Here is an 18,451-nt window from a genome sequence, read left to right as displayed (position 1 = left end):
CTTCGGGCTCCTGATCCCGACGATGGACCCGGGCCCGGTCAGTCCTGGGGCGGAAGGGCGCGCAGCGCGTCGGCCGTCTCGGCGAGCAGACGTGCTGCCTGCCGCAGGATGTCATCCGGCACGGATTCCTCCGCGAGCAGGTCCTGGGCCGCTGCGGTGACCTCGCCCAGCCGCTGCCGCAGACGTTCCCGGCCGGTCGGCTGTGCACCGGGGGAGGCCCAGCCGGCCCAGGTGAACCAGTTCTGATCGTCGGAAGTGTCGGTGGGACGACCCGTCGCCGCCTGGAACTGCTCACGGAAGTCCCGCACGATCGCCTCGACGTCCTTCCGGATGGACTCGCTGAGGCCGCCCGCGGCTGTCGCCGACGCCTCTGCCGTGTCGTGATCGCTCGCCCCCGGGCGGGGACCGGAGTCGGTGCCGGCCCGGGCCTGCTCCAGTTCCTGTCGGCCCGCGTCGGTGAGGTGGTAGACCTTCCGGCCCCGGACCAGCTCGTGACGGACGAGTCCCTCGGCCTCGAGCCGGCGCAGCCTCGGATACACGGTGCCGGGAGAGGGCCGGTAGGCACCACCGAACTTCTCGCTCAGCGCGGTGAGCAGCTCGTAACCGTGCCGCGGGCGCCGGGCCAGCTCGTCGAGCAGGTGGAACCGGACCTCACCGTAGGCGAATCGGCGGCTGTCACTCATCCGCTCCACCACTCCTAGTCCGCGATGCCGCCTTCCTCGAAGCCGCCCTTGAGCAGTGCGATCCGGCCGGAGACGCTGTTGGCCCACACCGACGCGCTGCCGCGGCCGAGATCCCCTCGGGCTCTGTGCTGCATCGGCATCTTAACCGGGCTGACACTGCTGAACTGGCTGGAGACCCGTCCGTTCATGGATTCCAGAGTGACCCTGACGTCGGCGTCCTCCGGTAACCGGATGCTCAGATCACCTGAGACGCTGGACAGTTTGAGGTTGCGTGTCGGACGGGGCGCGGCGGACAACGCGACGGCTCCCGACACCGATCTGATGTCCACGTCGCCGCTCAGATCGATGGCGTCCACATGGCCGGAGGACGTCTCCACGTCGACCTGGCCCGACAACAGGTTCAGCGTCGTTCCGCCGCCACCGTTGTGCACATGGACCTCGGTGGCGCTGTCGAGCACCGCGACCTCCGCCTGGACCGACCACAGGTCGAGCTTGCAGTGACGCGGTACGGCGAGCGACATGACGACGCGCTGCCCGTGGCGCCGGCTCAGTCGGCCCTTGACGAGCTGCCGCCAGTCGGTGCCCTGGTGGCCGAGGAAGAGCAGTCCGTCGTCGATCTGGAGGCGTAACGGATGCCGGTCGAGTTCCGCGACCTCCAGCGTCACGAAGTCGTCGTTCGTGCCGATCACCTGAAGGCGGCCGCGCACGACGAAGGAGCGGACGGCCGTCACTCCTTGCAGGGTCATGCGCTGGGGCCGGTCGATCTGCATGTGCTTCATAAAGGTCCTCCGATTCGCACAAGTCGGCGTCCGCGGTCCGTGTGGCCCCTGGGGGTTCGTCGCTCACGGGGCGCCCGTGTCCCCGACGAGGCGGCCGGTGGCCGGTACTGCGGCACCCCGGTGTCAGTTGCGGGCAGCGGGTTGTTCGAAGCCTTGCCTGAGCTTCATCGCCTCCGCGTGGGTGGTCTCGGTCGCGTGGCTGATGAAGTCCAGGACCAGTGCGATCTCGTGGTCCTCGTAGCGCGCGCAGAGATCGAGCATCGAGGTCGTGATCGAGCCGAAGAGTCCGGCGACGCGGGACGGCACGTCCGGGCTGACGGTGATGATCACTTTGCGGCGGTCGTTCGGGTCCTGCTCCCGGCGTACGAGCCCCGCCCTCTCCAGTCGGTTGACCACACCGGTGATCGAGCCGGAGGTGAGCCCGGAGACCTCGGCCAGCCGGCCGGCGGTGAGCGGTTCGGGGCCGGCGGCGAGGTCGAGGCACTTCAGGTCGGTGGCGTTGATGCCGAGGCGGTCGGCGATCCGCTGGTGGAACAGCACCGTCTCGGCGCTGAGCCGGCGCATCTTCCAGGAGAGCGCCCCGACGAGTTCGTCCCTGGATGGCAGATCGGTTGACATGCTTACTCAAGCCCTCCTAATATCTTAGCTCGCAAATCAAAATACACTCTAGCAGGGTGGTTTTCAATGCCTGCGGGGCGGTCAAACTACCCGAAGATGGGCAGCTAGGATGCGCAGGCGATCCGGGCGGCCGTCGTGCTCCCACCCCTTCCTTACGTGTCTATTACGTGTCCTCCCCGGTCAGGGGATGACCGAGCAAGGAGACCGACGTGACTACAGCTGAGTCAGGGGTGTCCGCCGAACCGAACGGCGGGCAGGCCCGGAGCGCGCGGCGATGGTGGGCGCTCGTCGCCCTGCTGCTGGCGAGCTTCATGGACCTGCTGGACGGGACCATCGTCAATGTGGCCATCCCGTCGCTCCAGCGGGATCTCGGTGTCAGCAACTCCGATGCGCAGTGGGTGGCTTCGGGCTATGCGCTCGCGTTCGCGCTGGTCCTGATCACCGGCAGCCGGCTGGGGGACATCTTCGGCCGCAAGAACCTGTTCGTGCTCGGCGTAGCCGGCTTCGTCGTGTTCTCGGCGCTCTGCGGCGCGGCGCAGGATCCGGCGATGCTGATCGTCGCCCGGCTGCTCCAGGGCGCTGCCGCCGCGCTCATGGTGCCCCAGGTGCTGTCCACGCTCATGGCGACGTTCCCGCCCAAGGAAGGGGCCATGGTCGGCGGTATGTTCGGCGGGGTCTCCGGCCTCGCCGTGGTCAGCGGCCCCATGCTGGGCGCACTGCTGATCAAGGCCGACGTGTTCGGCCTGGAGTGGCGGTCGATCTTCCTGGTGAACATCCCGGTCGGTGCCATCGCTCTCGTCGGTGCGGCCCTGTTCGTGCGGAACACCAGGTCGGAGCATGCCCAGCGGGTGGACGTGGTGGGCAGCCTGCTGGTCACCACGGCGATGCTGCTCGTGATGTTCCCCCTGCTCAAGGGCCGGGACCTCGGGTGGCCGCTGTGGACCTACCTGTCCATGGCCGCGTCGGTTCCCGTCTTCGCCCTGTTCGCCGTCGTCCAGATCCGCAAGGGCCGCGCCCAGCGCTCCCCGCTGGTCGAGATGAGCCTGTTCCGCAAGGTGCCCTTCAACGGCGGCCTGGTCATCGCGTTCCTGTTCTTCGCCGCGCTGATCGGGTTCTTCTTCGTCTTCATGCTGTACCTCCAGATCGGGCGCGGCTTCGAGATCATGCACGCGGGACTCACCGCGCTGCCCTGGTCGCTGGGCATGGCGGTGGGGTCGGGTGTTTCCGGGGCGGTGCTCGCCCCAAGGCTCGGCCGCAAGCTCCTCAGCCTCGGCGCGCTGGTCATGGCCGCGGCCTTCACCGGAGTCATCCTGACCCTGCACCACCAGGGCCTGCACGCCACGTCCTGGCAGCTGATGCCCAGCCTGCTCGTCGCGGGTCTGGGGATGGGCGCCGTGGTCTCGTCGCTGTTCGGTATCGTCCTCGCGGCCGTGGAACCACGGGAGATCGGGTCGGCCTCCGGCCTGGTCAACGCCATCACCCAGGTCGGTGCGTCGGCGGGGATCGCGATCCTCGGCGTCGTCTTCTTCTCGCTGCTGGGGACCCAGTCCTCCGGCATGGTGGACCGGGTCGCTCCCGAGCTGAGGGCGGAGATGTCCGCCGCACACCTCCCGGCCGACGCCCAGGACCAGGTGATCCGCGCCTTCAAGACGTGCTACCACGACAGGATGGCCGCCACGGACCAGGCGGCGACGCCCGAGAGTTGCCGTGCCGCCGCGGCCGACGACGGCAAGGGGTCCGACGCCCCGCCGGCCCTGGCGGACAAGAAGGTGGCGGTCGCGCTGGAGCACGCCGGCTCCAGGGCCAACGGCCAGAACTTCACCCTCGCGCTCCAGCGCACCCTGTGGTGCACGGTGGGAGCCATGGTCCTGGTCTTCCTGCTGTCCTTCATCCTCCCGCCGCGCGCCCGTAATTGGGGCTAGCGGCAGGCCCCGCACGACCGGGGTGGCCGGGCCCGGCGGCCTGGCCACCCCGAGCGGGGGCCGGCTCGGCTCAGCGTGCCCACAGGCGCTCGAAGGCACGGCGGGAGACCGCACGGGGGAGTACCCGGCTCAGGGCGACGGCGGCCCGGTAGGGACGCCCGGGAATGCAGACCGGCCGGCCGGTCTGCACCGCCTCGATCGCCTCACGGGCCACGTCGTCCCGGTCCAGCCAGAACGACTCCGGAAGGCGGAAACTCCGGGTGCCGCCGTCCGCCCCGCCCTCACCGCGCCGGACGAAACCGGGGCAGACCACGGTGACGTGGACACCCGAGCGGCGTGCCTCGCAGTACACGGTCTCGGTCATGGACGTCATGAACGCCTTGGACGCGGCGTAGGTCGCGCCCTGGGGCTGGGGCAGGAAGCCCGCTATCGACGAGACGTTGAGAATGCCGCCGTGCCGACGCGGCAGGAACGCGGACAGTGCCGCGTGCGTCAGCCGCAGCGGAGCCACGACGTTCAGTCCCACCTTCCGCAACTCGTGATCCAGCGGCTGGTCGACGAGGGGGTGCGGCGGACGGGAGCCCGCCCCGGCGTTGTTGACCAGCAGATCGATCGGCCGCTCGGCGGCGGCCAGGCGCTTCGCCACGGTGTCCAGTTCCTCCGGCACCGTCAGATCTGCCGGCAGCACCTCGACGGACACCCCGTGGCGGCCGCGCAGTTCCTCGGCCAGCTCCTCGAGACGCCCGGTGCGACGGGCCACCACCACGACATCGGTCCCCTGTGCCGCGAGCCGCCGGGCCAGGCTCTGCCCGATACCGCTGGAGGCTCCGGTCACCAGAGCCGACGCGTACGTCACCATCCCATGTCACCTCGTCTGCGTGTGGGCGACCCGGCAGCCGGCAGGCGACCGAGCGTTCCGCTCACTTTGCCGACGATGCTGCCCGGCGTCGCTGGCACATCGCTGGACGGTCCGGCGACGCGCCGCACGACCGCAGGCACACCCGGGACCGTACGGCGGGGTCGCCGCGACTGTGTCCAGTGAGCTGCGAGTGTCCGTACGGACGATCGAGCACATCGCGGCATCACCGGACCGCTGTCCGCGGACGGAAAGAGGAGCGCGCAGGAGAAGGGATGTCGGAGTGGTCCAACTCGTCAGTGTCACCGTCATATTCGGCAGCGGCCTGGTGGCCGGCGTGTTCTTCGCGGTGGCCGTCAGCGTGCTTCCCGCCCTCAGCGCCATGCCGCCGGACAGGTATGTACAGACGCACCACCTGCTGGGAAAGGGGTATCACCCGACGATGCCGCTGCTGGTCAACGCGACCCTCCTGGCGGACGTCGTGCTGGTACTGCTGACGGATTCCTGGACGGCCCGGTCCCTGTTGCTCGTATCCATTGTCGGCATTCTGGTGGTGGAGGCGGTTTCGCACCTCTGCAACGTGCCATTGAACAAACTGGTCCGGCAGGTCGCCGACGACACGGTGCCGGCCGACTGGCACGATCCTCGGCCCTTATGGCGGCGCTGGCACGGGATCAGAACGGTCTCCGCCTTCATCGTTCTGCTGCTGAACGGTCTGGCGGTCACACTTGGTCACTGAGCCAGGGGCGGGAATCGGCCGAATTTCGGACCACGGGTGCCGGCCAATCGAAAGGATTTATGATGAGACCGTGGCTCTACACACTGCTGTACAAGCGAGGCGCCGCATGGGAGCACGGCGTCGGGCCGGAGCTGCGTGAACTCCTGGCTCAGGGGCGAATCACGGCCGACCCGCGGTCCCCGGACCGCCCCAGAGCCCTTGACCTGGGGTGCGGCACAGGAGCCAACGCCGTGTTCCTGGCCGAGAACGGCTTCGACGTCGTCGGCGTCGACTTCACCGAGTACGCGCTGGAGCGCGCTCGCGAACGCGCCCGCGAGGCGGGCGTCGCCGACCACTGCCGCTTCGTCCACGGCGACCTCTCGGCCGACCGTATCCCCGGTGTCGACGGGCCTTTCGATCTGCTCGTCGATTACGGAACCCTGGATGACACCACGGGCCCCGTCCGCAGCGCGATGGTGCGCACCGTGTTCCGGATGTCCCGCAGCGGGACCCAGTTCTTCCTGTGGTGCTTCTCGGCGGACAAGAAGGAGCTGCCGTTGGTGGCCCGGCGGCGAATCTCCCGGCTGCTCCATACGGTTATGGAGCCCGGGGAGGAGCAGCGTCTGTTCGGACACGCCTTCACCATCGAACGGTTACCGGATCCGCCTCGCCCCGAACACGCTGCCTGCTTCCTCATGGTGCGCAGGTGAAAAGGCTGCTCCTCGACGAAATGACGGGCCCGGTGGCGGTCCGGTAGGAGCGGTCGGTGCGAGGTGGTTTTCCCGGGACGCGTGAAAGCGCTTCCCAGCACAGTGGCAGTTCAACAAAAGGGGGAACAGCATGCAATTCGGAATACTGGGGAGCCTCGAAGTCTACAGCGGAGAGACGTTGGTGACTCCGACCTCACCCAAACTGCGGCACGTGCTGGCCGCACTGATCCTGCATGCGAACCGTCCGCTCAGGCCCGAATCCCTCATCGACGAACTGTGGTCGGGCGAGCCGCCGGTCAGCGCCGCCACCACGCTCCAGACCTACATCTACCGGCTGCGGAAGAAACTGTGCCCCTACCGGCGCGTCGGAGAGCGCGAACTGCTCCTCACTGTCAACTCGAGCTACCTCTTAAGGACCCAGGCCGAACAACTGGACCTCACCCTGTTCGAGCAGTTGTTCCGCATGGGACAGGAGGCGCTGGGAGGCGGCCGGCCGGACCGGGCGTCGACGCTGCTCGGAGAGGCGCTGTCCCTGTGGCGCGGCAACATGCTCGAGGACATCTCGGTCGGACCGCTCCTGGAGGCGAGTCTCGTCCACTTCGAGGAAGCGCGGCTGCGCGCCTTCGAGATGCGCATGGAGGCAGGTCTCCAGCTCGGCAGGCACCAGGAGCTGATTCCCGACCTGAAGGCCCTCACCACGAGTCATCCGCTGCACGAGGGATTCCCCGCCCAGCTCATGCTGGCCCTCTACCGCTCGGATCGCCGGCTGGAGGCGCTGGAGGTGTACCACTCCCTGCGGCGCCGGCTCGTCGACGAACTCGGTGTCGACCCGTCGAGCGAACTGGAGCACCTGAACCGGGCGATCCTGCGGGCCGACCCGGGCCTGGACCTCCCGGGCGAGAAGCGGACGGGGGTGCAGCTGACGTACCCGCCCCGGGCCCTGCCCGCGGACAAGCAGCAGGTGATCATCCACCAGTTCTCGGCTGCTCAGCTGGAGGCGCTGCTGAGCACCGCCTTCATGGACGTGCCCCGCGCCGACTCCCGGCCGCAGCTCGTGGCCCTGCACGGCATGCCGGGAGTGGGCAAGAGCGCCCTGGCGCTGCACGTGGCCCAACGCCTTCGTCCCCGGTTTGCCGGCGGCCAGTTGTACCTGGACCTCCGGGACGGGCAAGGGCGTCCCCTGACCTGCGCCGAGGCGATGGCCCGCATGCTGCGGCAGGCCGGGATCGAGTTCAGCCCGTCGGAGGGTCCGGCGGAGGGCAGGAGGCGGTTCCGTTCCTGGAGCGCGGACCGCCGGCTGCTGGTCATTCTGGACAACGTCACGTCGGCCGATCAGGTGCTGCCCCTCCTGCCCAGCGGTCCGGAGTGCGCGACCATCCTCACCAGCCGGTCGCACCTGGTCGGGCTGGGCGATGTGGTGGCGTTCGACCTGGCCCCGCTGTCGGTCAATGAAGGGGTTCAGCTGCTGGCGTCGCTGATCCTGCCGGAGCACGTGGTGAACGACCGGGAGCACGCCGAACAGGTGGTCAGGATGTGCGGCTGTCTGCCGGCCGCCATAAGCGCCGCGGCGCACCAGTTCCGTCAGCAGCCGCGGTGGCGGCTGCGGGATCTCGCCGCCTGGCTCGCCGATCCGCAGAGCCGGCTGAAGGCCCTCGGGTCGCCCGAGGGCGACCTGTGCAGGACCTTCGAACTCTCCGGCGCGGAGCTGGGCCGAAGCGGCTTGCAGCTCCTCGAAGCGGACCGCGGCCCGGCTTTCGGCTCCGAGCCGCCGGTCCAGGACGGGCACGCCGCGCACTGTCCGGCCGCCCAGACCCAGGGCGTGGCCCAGTTGGTGAAGGAGAGGCGATGAGCCAGCCGGAGGCGAGGCGCTTCCCGTTCCCCAGCCCGGGGCCGGTGGAGATCGCCGAGGAATACGCGGAACTCCGGGCCGGCTGCCCGGTCGCCCGGGTGCGGTTCGCCACCGGCGACAGCGGATGGCTGGTCACCCGGTACGACGACGTGCGTACGGTGCTGACGGACGCGCGCTTCAGCCGGGCGGCCGCGGCCCGCCCCGACGCACCCCGCATGCGGCCCCTGCTTCCGGACCCGTCGACCATACTGTCGATGGATCCGCCCGAGCACACGCGGCTGCACAAGCTGGTCGCCCGCGCCTTCGGCAAGAAGCCGATCGAGCGGCTGCGGCCCTTCGCCGAGCGGATCACCGACGACCTTCTGGCCGCGATGGAGCGCACAGGGCCACCGGCCGACCTGGTGAGCGGCCTGGCCATGCCCCTGCCCGTGGCCGTCATCTGCCAGTTGCTCGGCGTGCCGTACGACGACCGTGACCGGTTCTGTCACTGGGCCGACGTGATGCTCAGCCTCGGCAGCCACACTCCCGACCAGGTGCGCGCGGCACGCGCCGGACTCGCCCGGTATCTGGCCGGGCTGATCGAGGCCAAGCGCGGCAGACCGGCCCAGGAGGACCTGCTGGATCTGCTGATCGCCGCGCGGGAGGACGGCGACCGGCTGAGCGAGCAGGAACTGGTCGTCTTCGGCGTCACGCTGCTGATCGCGGGCTACCACACGACGTCCAGCACCCTGGCCAACGGAGCGGTGCAGCTGCTGAGCCGCCCCGGGCTGGCGGACCGGCTCGCGCGTCACCCGGAACGGATCCCGCCCGCCGTCGAGGAGGTCCTGCGGTACAGCACGGCGGGCGTCAACGGCGGCACCATCCGGGTCGCCACGGAAGACGTACAGCTGGGCGGTGTCCTCGTACGGGCCGGTGAGGCGGTCCTGCCCGCGATCACGTCGGCCAACCGGGACGAAGCCGTCTTCGGCGACGCGGCCGTCTTCGACCCCGAGCGCGAGCACAACCCGCATCTGGCCTTCGGTCTGGGTGTGCACTACTGCCTCGGTTCACAACTGGCCCGGCTGGAACTGACGGTGGCTCTCGGCCGGCTCCTCGCCAGATTCCCCGGGCTGCGTCTTGCCGGGCCGGTGGAGGAACTGGTCTGCACGTCGGGCGTCATACGGAACCTCGTCGCCCTGCCCGTCGTATGGTGAAGCGGAGCCGAACCTGGGAAAGGGGACTGCCGGCCATGACCGAGGAGCCGGACCACACCCGAGCGAAGCGGCTGCGGGCGTCCGACGCGGAGCGGGAACGGGCGGCGCGGCAGGTGCAGGACGCGGTGGGGGAGGGCCGGATCCCGCTGGACGAGCTGGACCACCGTCTCGCCTCGGTCCTCTCCGCCGGCACCCGGGCCGAGGTCGAGGCGGCCGTGGCCGATCTGCCTGCCGCGGTGGCCCCGGCTCCGCTCCGGGTGCACGCGGTGAAGGCGGTATCCCGGCTCGACGGCCGCTGGGAGGTGCCGGCCGTTCTGTTCGTCGACGGCTACGACGCCCTCATCCGGCTGGACTTCCGCGACGCCGTACTGCGACACCCCGAGGTGCGCATCGAGTTGGCGGCGCAGAAGAGCCTGGTGAGGCTGCTGCTGCCGCCAGGGGCGTCCGTGTCCGTGCACGGACTGGCACTCCACAAGGGATTCGTCCGCAACCGGGCCGGCGTTCGGCGCGATCCGCCGGGCGCCCCGCACTTCACCGTCACGGGGCACGTGTCGAAGGCCCTGCTCCTGCTGCGCTGACAGACCCGTCCTCGCACGGGACCCGCCGGCACGACGGTCCGGGCCGCGCACCCTCCTCGGGTGCGCGGCCCGGCCGCGTGGTCACCAGTGGACGGGGATCTCGGTGAAGTTCTGGATCAGAGCGCCCTCGTTCCTCGGCAGCTCGTCCGCGGGCGCCGCCAGCCGCAGCCCGGGGAAGCGCCGCACCACCTCGCCCAGCGCCACCTGGAGTTCCATCCGGGCCAGCGCGGCCCCGGCACAGTAGTGCAGGCCCGTGCTGAAGGTGACATGCCGGTTGTCCTGCCGGGTGATGTCGAAGGTCTCGGGAGCGGAGAAGACCTCCGGGTCCATGTTGGCCGACTCGATCGAGGGGACGATGCTCGATCCGGCCGGGATCCGGACCCCGCTCACCTCGATGTCCTCCTTCACGTACCGCAGCATGGACAGCGAGGAACCCATGACCTGGAGGCGCAGGAGCTCCTCCACGGCGGAGGGCAGCAGTTCGGGCCGGCCGCGGATCTGCGCCAGTGCCTCCGGCTCGCTCAGCATGACGACCAGGCTGGAACCCAGCTGCCCGGCCGTGGTCTCGTAGCCGGCGATCAGCAGCAGCATCGTCCAGTAGACGAGCTCGTACTCGGTGAGGCCCGAGGCGTCATCGTCCTGGGCCGTGATCATCGCGCTGATCAGGTCGTCCCCGGGTTCGTCCCGCTTGGCCGCCACCAACTGCTGTACATAGGCGATCAGTTCGCCGCGGGCCCGGCCGATCTCCTCCCCGGTGAAGCGGCTCACGGACAGGAAGTGGTCGGTCCAGACGCGGAACCGGTTCTGGTCCTCCAGCGGGACGCCGAGGAGTTCGCAGGTCATCCGGATGGTCAGCGGGAAGGCCAGGGCCTCGTTGATGTCGGCGGGCCGGGGGCCGGCCTCCATCGCGTCCAGCAGTTCCGCGACCACCTTCTCGGCGCGGGGCCGCAGCTGCTCGACCCGCCGGGCCGTGAACGCCTTGGTGATCAGGCGCCGCATCCGGGTGTGCTCCGGCGGGTCCGGGCTGATCACGGGGTCCTGGAACATGACGTTGTCCTTCGTCATGCGTGCGGTCCCCGGCCGGGTCAGGTCGCGGCTCACCCGTTCGTCGGAGAGGACCGCGCGCATGTCCGCGTAGCGGGTGATCAGCAGGGCCCGGTCGCCACTGGGCAGGGTCACCGGGACGACCGGGTCCTGGTGGATGGTGCGCAGCTCCGGAGGCTGTTCGAGCGCGGACGGCCGCTTGAACGGGTACGGGCACGCGGTCGGGTTTGTGGGGCTCGTCGTCATACGTCTCACTTCCACGTCGGTCGGGCCCGGCACGACAGGCTCACTGGTGGACCCTGCCGGGGCCACGCCACGGCAGGGCCGGTCACGTCACGAGTCTGGTGGCCGGCGATGGACGATCACTGGACAGGGGGAGTGTGTCCCTCCGCCCGGATGCGCTCGACGGCGTCCGCGAGTGCCCGCCCCGCGGGGCCGGGCGCGGCGTGCGCCGCGGGCAGCAGGGACACGGCGCGGCTGCGACCCGAGGCGACCGCCGGGTGCCGGCGGGCCAGACTCAGCAGGCTCTGGCCGGGGCCGGCGTCCACCAGGACGAAGTCGTCGTCGGTGAGCATCCGGTGCAGCGCCGGTCCGAACAGGACGGGCCCGGCCAGCTGCCGGCCCCAGAACCGTGGATCGGTCGCCTCCCCGGCGGTGAGTGGACCCCCCGTGGCCGCCGAGTACAGCCGGACGGCGGGGGCACGCCAGCGGGTCCGCTCGTACTCCGGGAGCGTCGCCGCGACCGCGGGCTCCATCAGGGGACTGTGGAACCCCTGCCGGGCACGGGCCGGACGGCAGGGCACCCCCCGGGCCCGCAGCCGGCGCTCCGCCTCGGCGAGCGGCTCACGGGCTCCGGCGAGCAGGATCTGGTTCGGGCCGTTGACCGCGGCCACGGCCACGCCCTCCGGCAGGAGGCCGGCCAGCGTGCCGGGTGACGCGGCCACGGCCAGCATGCCGCCGGGCGGCGTCGTCCGTGCCGCGGCGGTCCGCGCCACCAGGAGCCGCACCGCGTCCGGCAGGGACACCACGTCCGCCACGACGGCCGCGACGGTCTCCCCGACGCTGTGGCCCAGCAGCGCCGCCGGCCGCACGCCCCGTCCGAGGAGCAGACGGGCCAGCGCGTACCCCAGGGCGAAGAGCAGCGGCTGCGCCCGTCCGGCGTCGTCGAAGCCGTCCGTGCGTCCGGCGAGCCAGCCGTCCCGCAGGTCCGGTCCGTCCGGGCCCAACAGGGCGAACACCTCGTCCATGGCGTCGGTGAAGCACGGCTCCACGCCGTACAGGTGCAGCCCCATACCGGGGTGCTGGGCGCCCTGGCCCGCGAACAGCAAGGCCACGGGCCGCGGCCGGAGTGCGCCAGTGGTCACCATGCGGGGCCCTCCCGGGGACGACGGTCAGGCGCTCGCAGCCGGGCGCCGGTCCGAAGGTGGGGCGCACCGCTGTCGAGCCACTCGCAGCCCGGTGGACGGGTGCCGCCGTGCTCCCGCCAGCGACCTGTCAGCACCTGTCCAGCGGAGCCGCCCAGGCTGGCTCGCCGTAGCCACCTCGGACCGCGCCGTATGGGGGAGGAACCCTTGCACCAGAACCTGATCGTCGCCCGGATGGAACCGTCGCAGGCCGCTTCGGTCGCGCAGATATTCGCCGAGTCCGACGCCTCGGAGCTGCCCGATCTGATCGGGGTCTCCCGGCGCACACTGTGGCGCTTCCACGATCTGTACTTCCATCTCGTGGAGGCCGACCAGGAGATCACCCCCAACCTCTACCGGGCGCGCAGCCACCCGCTCTACGAGGACATCCACGTCAGGCTCGCCCGGCACATCACGCCGTACGACCCCGCGTGGAGCGAGCCGAAGGACGCCATGGCCTCGGCCTTCTACACGTGGGAGAAGAAGCGATGAGTTCCGACGCGACAAAGGTGGCCCGCACCGACGTCACGCCCAACCGGCGCAGGGGCGGGGACGTCCGGGTCCTGCTGAGTCCCCGGACGGTCGGCGCCACCTCGGGCTTCATGGGGACGGTCACGCTGGAGCCCGGGGAGTACGTGTGCGAGCACTACCACCCCTACTCCGAGGAGTTCGTGCATCTGGTCCGCGGGACCGTCGAGATCACCATCGACGGCACCACGCTGACCCTGGAACCGGGCGACTCGGCGCTGGTCCCGATCGGGCTGCGGCACCGGCTGGTGAACACCGGCCCGGTGCAGGCACAGGCCGTCTTCCACCTGGGGCCGCTGGCGCCCCGGCCCGAACTGGGGCATGTCGACACCGAGTTCCTGCCCGGTGCCGAGCAGGCGCCCCCGCTCCAGGTCGGCGGCCCCCCGGCGGGCGGGGCGGGCACATGAGGAGCATGGACGTGGCCATCACCGGCATCGGCGTACTGGCCCCCGGCGGGGTGGGGCGTGACGCGTTCTGGCAGCGGATCATCTCGGGACGCGCGGCCACCCGCCGGGTCACCCACTTCGACCCGACGGGCTACCGCTGCCAGGTGGCCGCCGAGGTCGACTTCCACCCCGAGGCCCACGGACTGACCCCTCAGCACACCCGGCGCATGGACCGGGCCGCCCAGTTCGCCGTCGCCGCCACGGACGAGGCGGTGACCGACAGCGGGCTCGACACCGGCGCACTGGATCCGGGACGCCTCGCCGTGACGGTCGGCAACGCCGTGGGGTGCACCACCGGCCTGGAGCGGGAGTACCGCGTCCTCAGCGACGACGGGCGGCAGTGGATCGTGGACCACACCTACGCCGTACCCGAGCTGTACAACTACCTGGTGCCCAGCTCGATCGCGGCCGAGGTGGCCTGGTGGGCCGGCGCCGAGGGCCCGGCGTCGGTGGTCTCCTCCGGCTGCACCTCGGGCATCGACGCCCTCGGTCACGCGGCCGGGCTGCTGGCGGAGGGCAGCGCCGACGTGGTGGTCGCGGGCTCCGCCGACGCGCCGATCTCACCCATCACCATGGCCTGCTTCGACGCGATCAAGGCCACCTCCACGTACAACGACGAACCCGAGCAGGCATGCCGGCCCTTCGACCGCAGCCGCCGGGGGCTCGTCCTCGGAGAAGGAGCCGCCATGTTCGTGCTGGAGAACGCCGAGCACGCCCGGCGCCGCGGCGCACGGGTCTACGGGCGCATCCTCGGCTACGCCACCCGCGCCAACGGCTACCACATGACCGGACTGCGCCCGGACGGCCGGGAGATGGCCGAGGCCATCGGTGCCGCGATGAACCAGGCCAGGGTGGACCCGCGGGACATCGACTACGTCAACGCGCACGGCTCCGGCACCAGGCAGAACGACCGCCACGAGACGGCGGCGGTCAAGAAGAGCCTGGGCGACCGGGCCTTCGAGGTGCCGATGAGTTCCATCAAGTCGGTGGTCGGGCACTCTCTGGGGGCCATCGGTTCCATCGAGGTCGCGGCCTGTGCGCTGGCGATCGAGCGGGGCGCCGTCCCGCCCACGGCCAATCTGCGGGAGCGCGATCCCGAATGCGACCTGGACTACGTGCCGTTGACGGCACGCGAGCAGAAGGTCTCGGTCGCGCTGTCGGTCGGCAGCGGGTTCGGCGGCTTCCAGAGCGCCATCGTGCTGGCCGGCCCCGGCAGGGCCGTCGCATGAGCGGCACATCCGCGGTGTTCGTCGGCATCGGCGTGACGGCCCCCAACGGGCAGGGCACGGAGGAATGGTGGGCGGCCACGCTGGCGGGCAAGAGCGCCATCGACACGGTCGGCACCTTCGACGCCCGCGACTACCCCTCTCAACTCGCAGGTGAGATAAGGGACTTCGATCCGACGGAGTACCTCTCGCCCCGTGTCGTCGTCGAGACGTCCCGCATGAGCCACTTCGCCCTGGCGGCCACCCGGATGGCGCTGGACGACGCGGCCGTCGACCCGTCCCGGCTGCCGGAGTACGAGCTGGGCGTGATCACCGCCAACGCCACCGGCGGAGCCGAGTTCGGCCAGCGCGAGTTGCAGAAGCTCTGGCGTGGCGGCCCGCGGGACGTGAGCCCGTACATGTCCATCGCCTGGTTCTACGCCGCCACCACCGGCCAGATCTCCATCGGGCACGGGATGCGCGGACCGTGCGGGGTCATCGTCAGCGAACAGGCGGGCGGACTGGACGCGCTGGGGCAGGCACGCCGCGTGGTGCGCGACGGCGCCCGTCTCGTCGTCACCGGCGGCACGGACTCCTCGCTCTCCCCGGCCGGCTTCGTCTCCCAGCTGCCCACCGGACAGCTCTCCCCGGTCACCGACCCGGCCGGCGCCTACCTGCCGTTCGACACCGGCGCATCCGGCTTCGTCCCCGGCGAGGGCGGCGCGATCCTGCTGCTGGCGAGCGCCCGCGCCGCGCGTGAGCTGGACACCGACCCCTACGGCGAACTCGTCGGCTACGCAGCGACGTTCGACCCCCGCCCCGGATCGCAGCGGCCCCCGTCGCTCGCCCGCTGCATGCGCGAGGCCCTGACCGACGCGCGACTGCGGCCGGAGGACGTCGACGTCGTCTTCGCCGACGGGCACGGCAGCCCGGAGCGCGACCACCAGGAGTCGCAGGCGCTCGCCGCGGTCTTCGGCCCCCACGGGGTCCCGGTGACCGTGCCCAAGACCATGACCGGCCGGCTGTACGCGGGGGCCGGCGCCCTGGACACCGCGGGCGCCCTGCTGGCCCTGAGGGACCAGGTCGTCCCGCCCACCGTGCACGTCACCGGCCCGGCCGCCCACCACCACCTGGACCTGGTCCTCGACCAGCCGCGCGAACTGCCCCTGCGCACCGCCATGGTCGTCGCCCGGGGTTACGGCGGGTTCAACGCCGTGGCCGTCGTGCGGCGGACCGGATGACGTGCGGGGCAGTGCAGCCACACCACCACGAAGGAGCGGAGGAACGACCGTGAGCGCATTCACTCTCGACGAACTCAGATCGATGCTCCAGGAAAGCGTCGGCGTCGACGAGTCGGTGGACCTCGGCGGTGACATCCTCGACACCCCTTTCAGCAGCCTGGGCTACGACTCCCTCGCGATGCTGGAGATCACCGCCCGCATCCAGCACGACCTGGGCGTTGCCGTCCCCGACGAGCACATGGAGCTGATGACGACCCCCCGGGCCGTCCTCGACTACATCGACCACCACCTCCCGGAAGGACGCTGACCCATGGCCGCACGGACAGAGAACTCCGTGGTCGTCGACGCGCCCATGGAACTGGTGTGGCGGATGACCAACGACATCGAGTCCTGGCCGCAGCTCTTCGACGAGTACGCCTCGGCCGAGATCCTGGACCGGGCGCCGGACGGAACCGTCCGCTTCCGGCTGACCATGCACCCCGACGAGGACGGCAAGGTCTGGAGCTGGGTCTCCCTGCGCAAGCCGGACCCCGCCACCCGCACCGTACGCGCCCACCGGGTGGAGACGGGCCCCTTCGAGTTCATGGACATCGCCTGGGACTACCGGGAGACCGACGCCGGCGTGCGGATGCGCTGGGTCCAGGAGTTCCACGTACGGCCCGCGATGCCCTTCGACGACGAGGCGATGGCCGCGCACCTCGACGCCAACACCAAGGTGCAGATGGCCCGGATCAAGAAGCTCGTCGAGCAGGCGGCCGGCCGGCGGACCGGTTCCGGGTCATGAACCAGATCCTGCTGCCGCTCGCCCTGGTCGGGAGCGGGATGGCGGCCGGCGGACTGATGATCGCCTCGCTGGGAGGAGCCCCGCTGCTCCTCAGCCTTCCGGTCGAGCGCTACGTCCCGGTGCACCAGTTCCTGGTCACCCGCTTCGACCCCTTCATGCCGATCTGCATGATCACCGCGATGCTCTGCGACGCCGCCCTGGCCGCCCTGGGCGCCGGCCGGGTCCCGGCCGCCGCTGGGACCGCCGGCGTCCTGCTCCTCGGCGCGATCGTCGTGTCCGTCACCAGGAACGTGCCGATCAACAGGTGGGTCGGCTCCCTCGAACCGGGTGCCGTACCGCCCGACTGGGACCGGCTCGACCCCCGGGTGCGATGGCGCAACTGGAACCTCGTCAGGACCGCGCTCGCGGTCGCGGCACTGCTGGCCAACGCCGTCGGCGCCGCACTCTCCCTGTGAACCGAAGACGATTGGAGACGCCCCGATGAACCTGTCGCTGGACGGGCAGCACGTGCTCGTCACGGGAGGCACCCGAGGAATCGGCCGGGCCGTGGTACTGGCCCTGGCCGCCGCGGGCGCCGACGTCCTCACCTGCCACCGCCAGGACAACGACGACGCCCAGAGCCTCGTCCGCGTCCTGAAGGAACTGCCCGGCGACCACCACGTGGTCAAAGCCGACGTCGGCCGCCCGGAGGACGTGGACCGGCTGCTGGAGGAGTGCAGGATCCGGTTCGGCAGGCTCGACACCGTCGTCAACAACGCGGGAGTCATCTCCCACGTGCCCTTCGCCGAGCTGTCCCTCGAGGAGTGGCGGCGCATCCTCGACGCCAACCTCACCGCGCCCTTCCTCGTCACCCAGAAGGCGCTGCCGCTGCTCGCCGAGAAGGCCTCGGTCATCAACATCGGCTCCCGGGTCGCCACGGTCGGTCTTCCGCTGCGGGCCCACTACACCGCGAGCAAGGCCGGCGTGATCGGGCTCAGCCGCTCCCTGGCCAAGGAGCTGGGGCCCCGGGGCATCCGCGTCAACGTCGTCGCCCCCGGCGTGATCGAGACCGAGGAGGCGGCCAAGCTGCCGCCCGAGGAGTACGAGGCCCTCCAGCAGAGGTACCGCCACATGACCGCGCTCGGCCGGCTCGGACTTCCCGCCGAGGTCGCCTCGGTCGTCGTCTACCTCGCCGGCTCCGCGTCGGGCTACCTGACGGGCGAGACCATCCACGTCGACGGAGGGATCTGACATGGAGCGTGCCGACGGCGTCTTCCGGGTCCTGCTGCGCGTGCAGACACACCCGGGCATGGGAGCCGACTTCGAGCGGACCTGGCTGGAGATAGGCCACGCGGTCACCGCCGACCCGGCCAACCTGGGGCAGTGGCTGCTGCGTTCGACCGAGGAGGAGCACGTCTACTTCATCATCAGCGACTGGACCGACGAGCAGGGCTTCCGCGCCTTCGAGCACAGCGAGCAGCACGTCGAGCACCGCGAGAGGCTCCACCCGTACCGCTCCGGCGGCTCCATGTCCACCATGCGGGTCATCCACCACCTGCCCTCGGCGAAGGCGGCGGTATGAACCGCGAGATCCGGGTGATCGTGTACTGCCGGGCCCCCGAGGAGGGACCCGCCCCTCTCGAGGCCGCTTTCCTCGGCATCAACGAGGACCTCGCCGAGGTGCCCGGCCTGCTGCGCAGCGAACTGCTCCACTCCACCCTCCAGGGGGAGGACTTCGCCGTCCTGAGCTACTGGCAGGACGCCCAGTCGTTCCGCGACTGGGAACAGGGGGCCGCCCACCGCTCGCAGACCTCGCCGTTGCGCCGGTACCAGGACCGCGGCGGCAGCCGGCACTACGGGATCTACGAGGTCCGGGACGCGGCCTCGTTCACCGAGTCGTGAGCCGCCGTCCCCG

22 protein-coding genes are annotated in these 18,451 nt (G+C 70.8%); 16 read left to right on the top strand and 6 right to left on the bottom strand.

The window, feature by feature from the left end; genetic code table 11:
- Positions 1-38: 38 nt before the first annotated feature.
- The 3 genes from AB0F03_RS28745 to AB0F03_RS28735 all read right to left on the bottom strand — a co-directional run bounded on the left by AB0F03_RS28745 (position 39) and on the right by AB0F03_RS28735 (position 2,080).
- Positions 39-683, bottom strand: a complete 645-nt coding sequence (locus AB0F03_RS28745; RefSeq protein ID WP_361997023.1) for a PadR family transcriptional regulator — start codon at positions 681-683, stop codon at positions 39-41.
- 14 nt (positions 684-697) lie between these two features.
- Positions 698-1,462 carry a DUF4097 family beta strand repeat-containing protein gene (locus tag AB0F03_RS28740; RefSeq protein WP_361997021.1) on the bottom strand — a complete coding sequence of 255 codons (765 nt, stop codon included), beginning with the start codon at positions 1,460-1,462 and terminating at the stop codon, positions 698-700.
- A 123-nt stretch (positions 1,463-1,585) separates the two neighbouring features.
- Positions 1,586-2,080, bottom strand: a complete 495-nt coding sequence (locus AB0F03_RS28735; protein ID WP_361997019.1) for a MarR family transcriptional regulator — start codon at positions 2,078-2,080, stop codon at positions 1,586-1,588.
- A gap of 209 nt (positions 2,081-2,289) precedes the next feature.
- Here AB0F03_RS28735 and AB0F03_RS28730 point away from each other — a divergent pair, with 209 nt between their 5' ends.
- A complete protein-coding gene (locus tag AB0F03_RS28730; RefSeq protein WP_361997017.1) occupies positions 2,290-4,002 on the top strand; it encodes an MFS transporter in 1,713 nt (570 codons plus the stop codon).
- 70 nt (positions 4,003-4,072) lie between these two features.
- Here AB0F03_RS28730 and AB0F03_RS28725 read toward each other — a convergent pair whose 3' ends face one another.
- Entirely contained in the window at positions 4,073-4,861 is a 789-nt protein-coding gene (locus AB0F03_RS28725; protein ID WP_361997015.1) for an SDR family oxidoreductase, read from the bottom strand.
- A gap of 280 nt (positions 4,862-5,141) precedes the next feature.
- Between AB0F03_RS28725 and AB0F03_RS28720 the strand changes: the two genes are divergently transcribed.
- The 5 genes from AB0F03_RS28720 to AB0F03_RS28700 all read left to right on the top strand — a co-directional run bounded on the left by AB0F03_RS28720 (position 5,142) and on the right by AB0F03_RS28700 (position 9,906).
- The gene (locus AB0F03_RS28720; protein WP_361997014.1) at positions 5,142-5,597 is read left to right on the top strand and encodes a DUF1772 domain-containing protein; all 456 of its coding nucleotides are present in this window, start codon (positions 5,142-5,144) and stop codon (positions 5,595-5,597) included.
- Positions 5,513-6,286 carry a class I SAM-dependent methyltransferase gene (locus AB0F03_RS28715; RefSeq protein ID WP_361997012.1) on the top strand — a complete coding sequence of 258 codons (774 nt, stop codon included), beginning with the start codon at positions 5,513-5,515 and terminating at the stop codon, positions 6,284-6,286. The genes AB0F03_RS28720 and AB0F03_RS28715 overlap by 85 nt, the downstream gene beginning before the upstream one ends.
- Before the next feature lie 181 nt (positions 6,287-6,467).
- Positions 6,468-8,135: a BTAD domain-containing putative transcriptional regulator gene (locus tag AB0F03_RS28710; protein WP_361997011.1), complete on the top strand. Its 1,668-nt coding sequence runs from the start codon at positions 6,468-6,470 to the stop codon at positions 8,133-8,135.
- Positions 8,132-9,328 carry a cytochrome P450 gene (locus AB0F03_RS28705; RefSeq protein WP_361997009.1) on the top strand — a complete coding sequence of 399 codons (1,197 nt, stop codon included), beginning with the start codon at positions 8,132-8,134 and terminating at the stop codon, positions 9,326-9,328. The genes AB0F03_RS28710 and AB0F03_RS28705 overlap by 4 nt, the downstream gene beginning before the upstream one ends.
- A 35-nt stretch (positions 9,329-9,363) precedes the next feature.
- Complete coding sequence (locus AB0F03_RS28700) at positions 9,364-9,906, top strand: DUF1707 domain-containing protein (RefSeq protein WP_361997007.1); 543 nt, start codon at positions 9,364-9,366, stop codon at positions 9,904-9,906.
- Between the two features lie 81 nt (positions 9,907-9,987).
- Here AB0F03_RS28700 and AB0F03_RS28695 read toward each other — a convergent pair whose 3' ends face one another.
- Both AB0F03_RS28695 and AB0F03_RS28690 read right to left on the bottom strand, forming a co-directional pair.
- Positions 9,988-11,196: a cytochrome P450 gene (locus AB0F03_RS28695; RefSeq protein WP_361997005.1), complete on the bottom strand. Its 1,209-nt coding sequence runs from the start codon at positions 11,194-11,196 to the stop codon at positions 9,988-9,990.
- Between the two features lie 116 nt (positions 11,197-11,312).
- Positions 11,313-12,317 (bottom strand): acyltransferase domain-containing protein, encoded by a 1,005-nt coding sequence (locus tag AB0F03_RS28690; protein WP_361997003.1) that lies wholly within the window; start codon positions 12,315-12,317, stop codon positions 11,313-11,315.
- A 204-nt stretch (positions 12,318-12,521) separates the two neighbouring features.
- Here AB0F03_RS28690 and AB0F03_RS28685 point away from each other — a divergent pair, with 204 nt between their 5' ends.
- From AB0F03_RS28685 to AB0F03_RS28640, 10 genes are read left to right on the top strand one after another with little or no spacing between them, the layout of a single operon-like run.
- Entirely contained in the window at positions 12,522-12,845 is a 324-nt protein-coding gene (locus tag AB0F03_RS28685; protein ID WP_356945811.1) for a TcmI family type II polyketide cyclase, read from the top strand.
- Positions 12,842-13,288, top strand: a complete 447-nt coding sequence (locus tag AB0F03_RS28680; RefSeq protein ID WP_361997001.1) for a cupin domain-containing protein — start codon at positions 12,842-12,844, stop codon at positions 13,286-13,288. Before AB0F03_RS28685 ends, AB0F03_RS28680 begins: the two co-directional genes overlap by 4 nt.
- Positions 13,285-14,556 carry a beta-ketoacyl-[acyl-carrier-protein] synthase family protein gene (locus AB0F03_RS28675; RefSeq protein ID WP_361996999.1) on the top strand — a complete coding sequence of 424 codons (1,272 nt, stop codon included), beginning with the start codon at positions 13,285-13,287 and terminating at the stop codon, positions 14,554-14,556. Before AB0F03_RS28680 ends, AB0F03_RS28675 begins: the two co-directional genes overlap by 4 nt.
- On the top strand, positions 14,553-15,773 hold the full coding sequence (locus tag AB0F03_RS28670; protein ID WP_361996997.1) for a ketosynthase chain-length factor: 1,221 nt from the start codon (positions 14,553-14,555) through the stop codon (positions 15,771-15,773). Before AB0F03_RS28675 ends, AB0F03_RS28670 begins: the two co-directional genes overlap by 4 nt.
- A 49-nt stretch (positions 15,774-15,822) precedes the next feature.
- Positions 15,823-16,080, top strand: coding sequence for an acyl carrier protein (locus tag AB0F03_RS28665; RefSeq protein WP_361996996.1), 258 nt, complete (start codon positions 15,823-15,825; stop codon positions 16,078-16,080).
- Positions 16,081-16,083: 3 nt separating this feature from the next.
- On the top strand, positions 16,084-16,557 hold the full coding sequence (locus tag AB0F03_RS28660) for an SRPBCC family protein (RefSeq protein WP_361996994.1): 474 nt from the start codon (positions 16,084-16,086) through the stop codon (positions 16,555-16,557).
- Positions 16,554-17,012: a DUF1772 domain-containing protein gene (locus AB0F03_RS28655; RefSeq protein ID WP_361996992.1), complete on the top strand. Its 459-nt coding sequence runs from the start codon at positions 16,554-16,556 to the stop codon at positions 17,010-17,012. Before AB0F03_RS28660 ends, AB0F03_RS28655 begins: the two co-directional genes overlap by 4 nt.
- Before the next feature lie 25 nt (positions 17,013-17,037).
- Positions 17,038-17,787, top strand: coding sequence for an SDR family oxidoreductase (locus AB0F03_RS28650; RefSeq protein WP_361996990.1), 750 nt, complete (start codon positions 17,038-17,040; stop codon positions 17,785-17,787).
- A gap of 1 nt (position 17,788) precedes the next feature.
- On the top strand, positions 17,789-18,118 hold the full coding sequence (locus tag AB0F03_RS28645; RefSeq protein WP_361996988.1) for an antibiotic biosynthesis monooxygenase family protein: 330 nt from the start codon (positions 17,789-17,791) through the stop codon (positions 18,116-18,118).
- Positions 18,115-18,438: an antibiotic biosynthesis monooxygenase family protein gene (locus AB0F03_RS28640; protein WP_361996986.1), complete on the top strand. Its 324-nt coding sequence runs from the start codon at positions 18,115-18,117 to the stop codon at positions 18,436-18,438. Before AB0F03_RS28645 ends, AB0F03_RS28640 begins: the two co-directional genes overlap by 4 nt.
- The last annotated feature ends 13 nt before the right edge of the window (positions 18,439-18,451 follow it).

Origin of the sequence: Streptomyces sp. NPDC028722 (assembly GCF_040637655.1) — a bacterium.
Lineage (GTDB): Bacteria > Actinomycetota > Actinomycetes > Streptomycetales > Streptomycetaceae > Streptomyces.
This window is presented reverse-complemented; position numbering and strand designations above follow the sequence as displayed.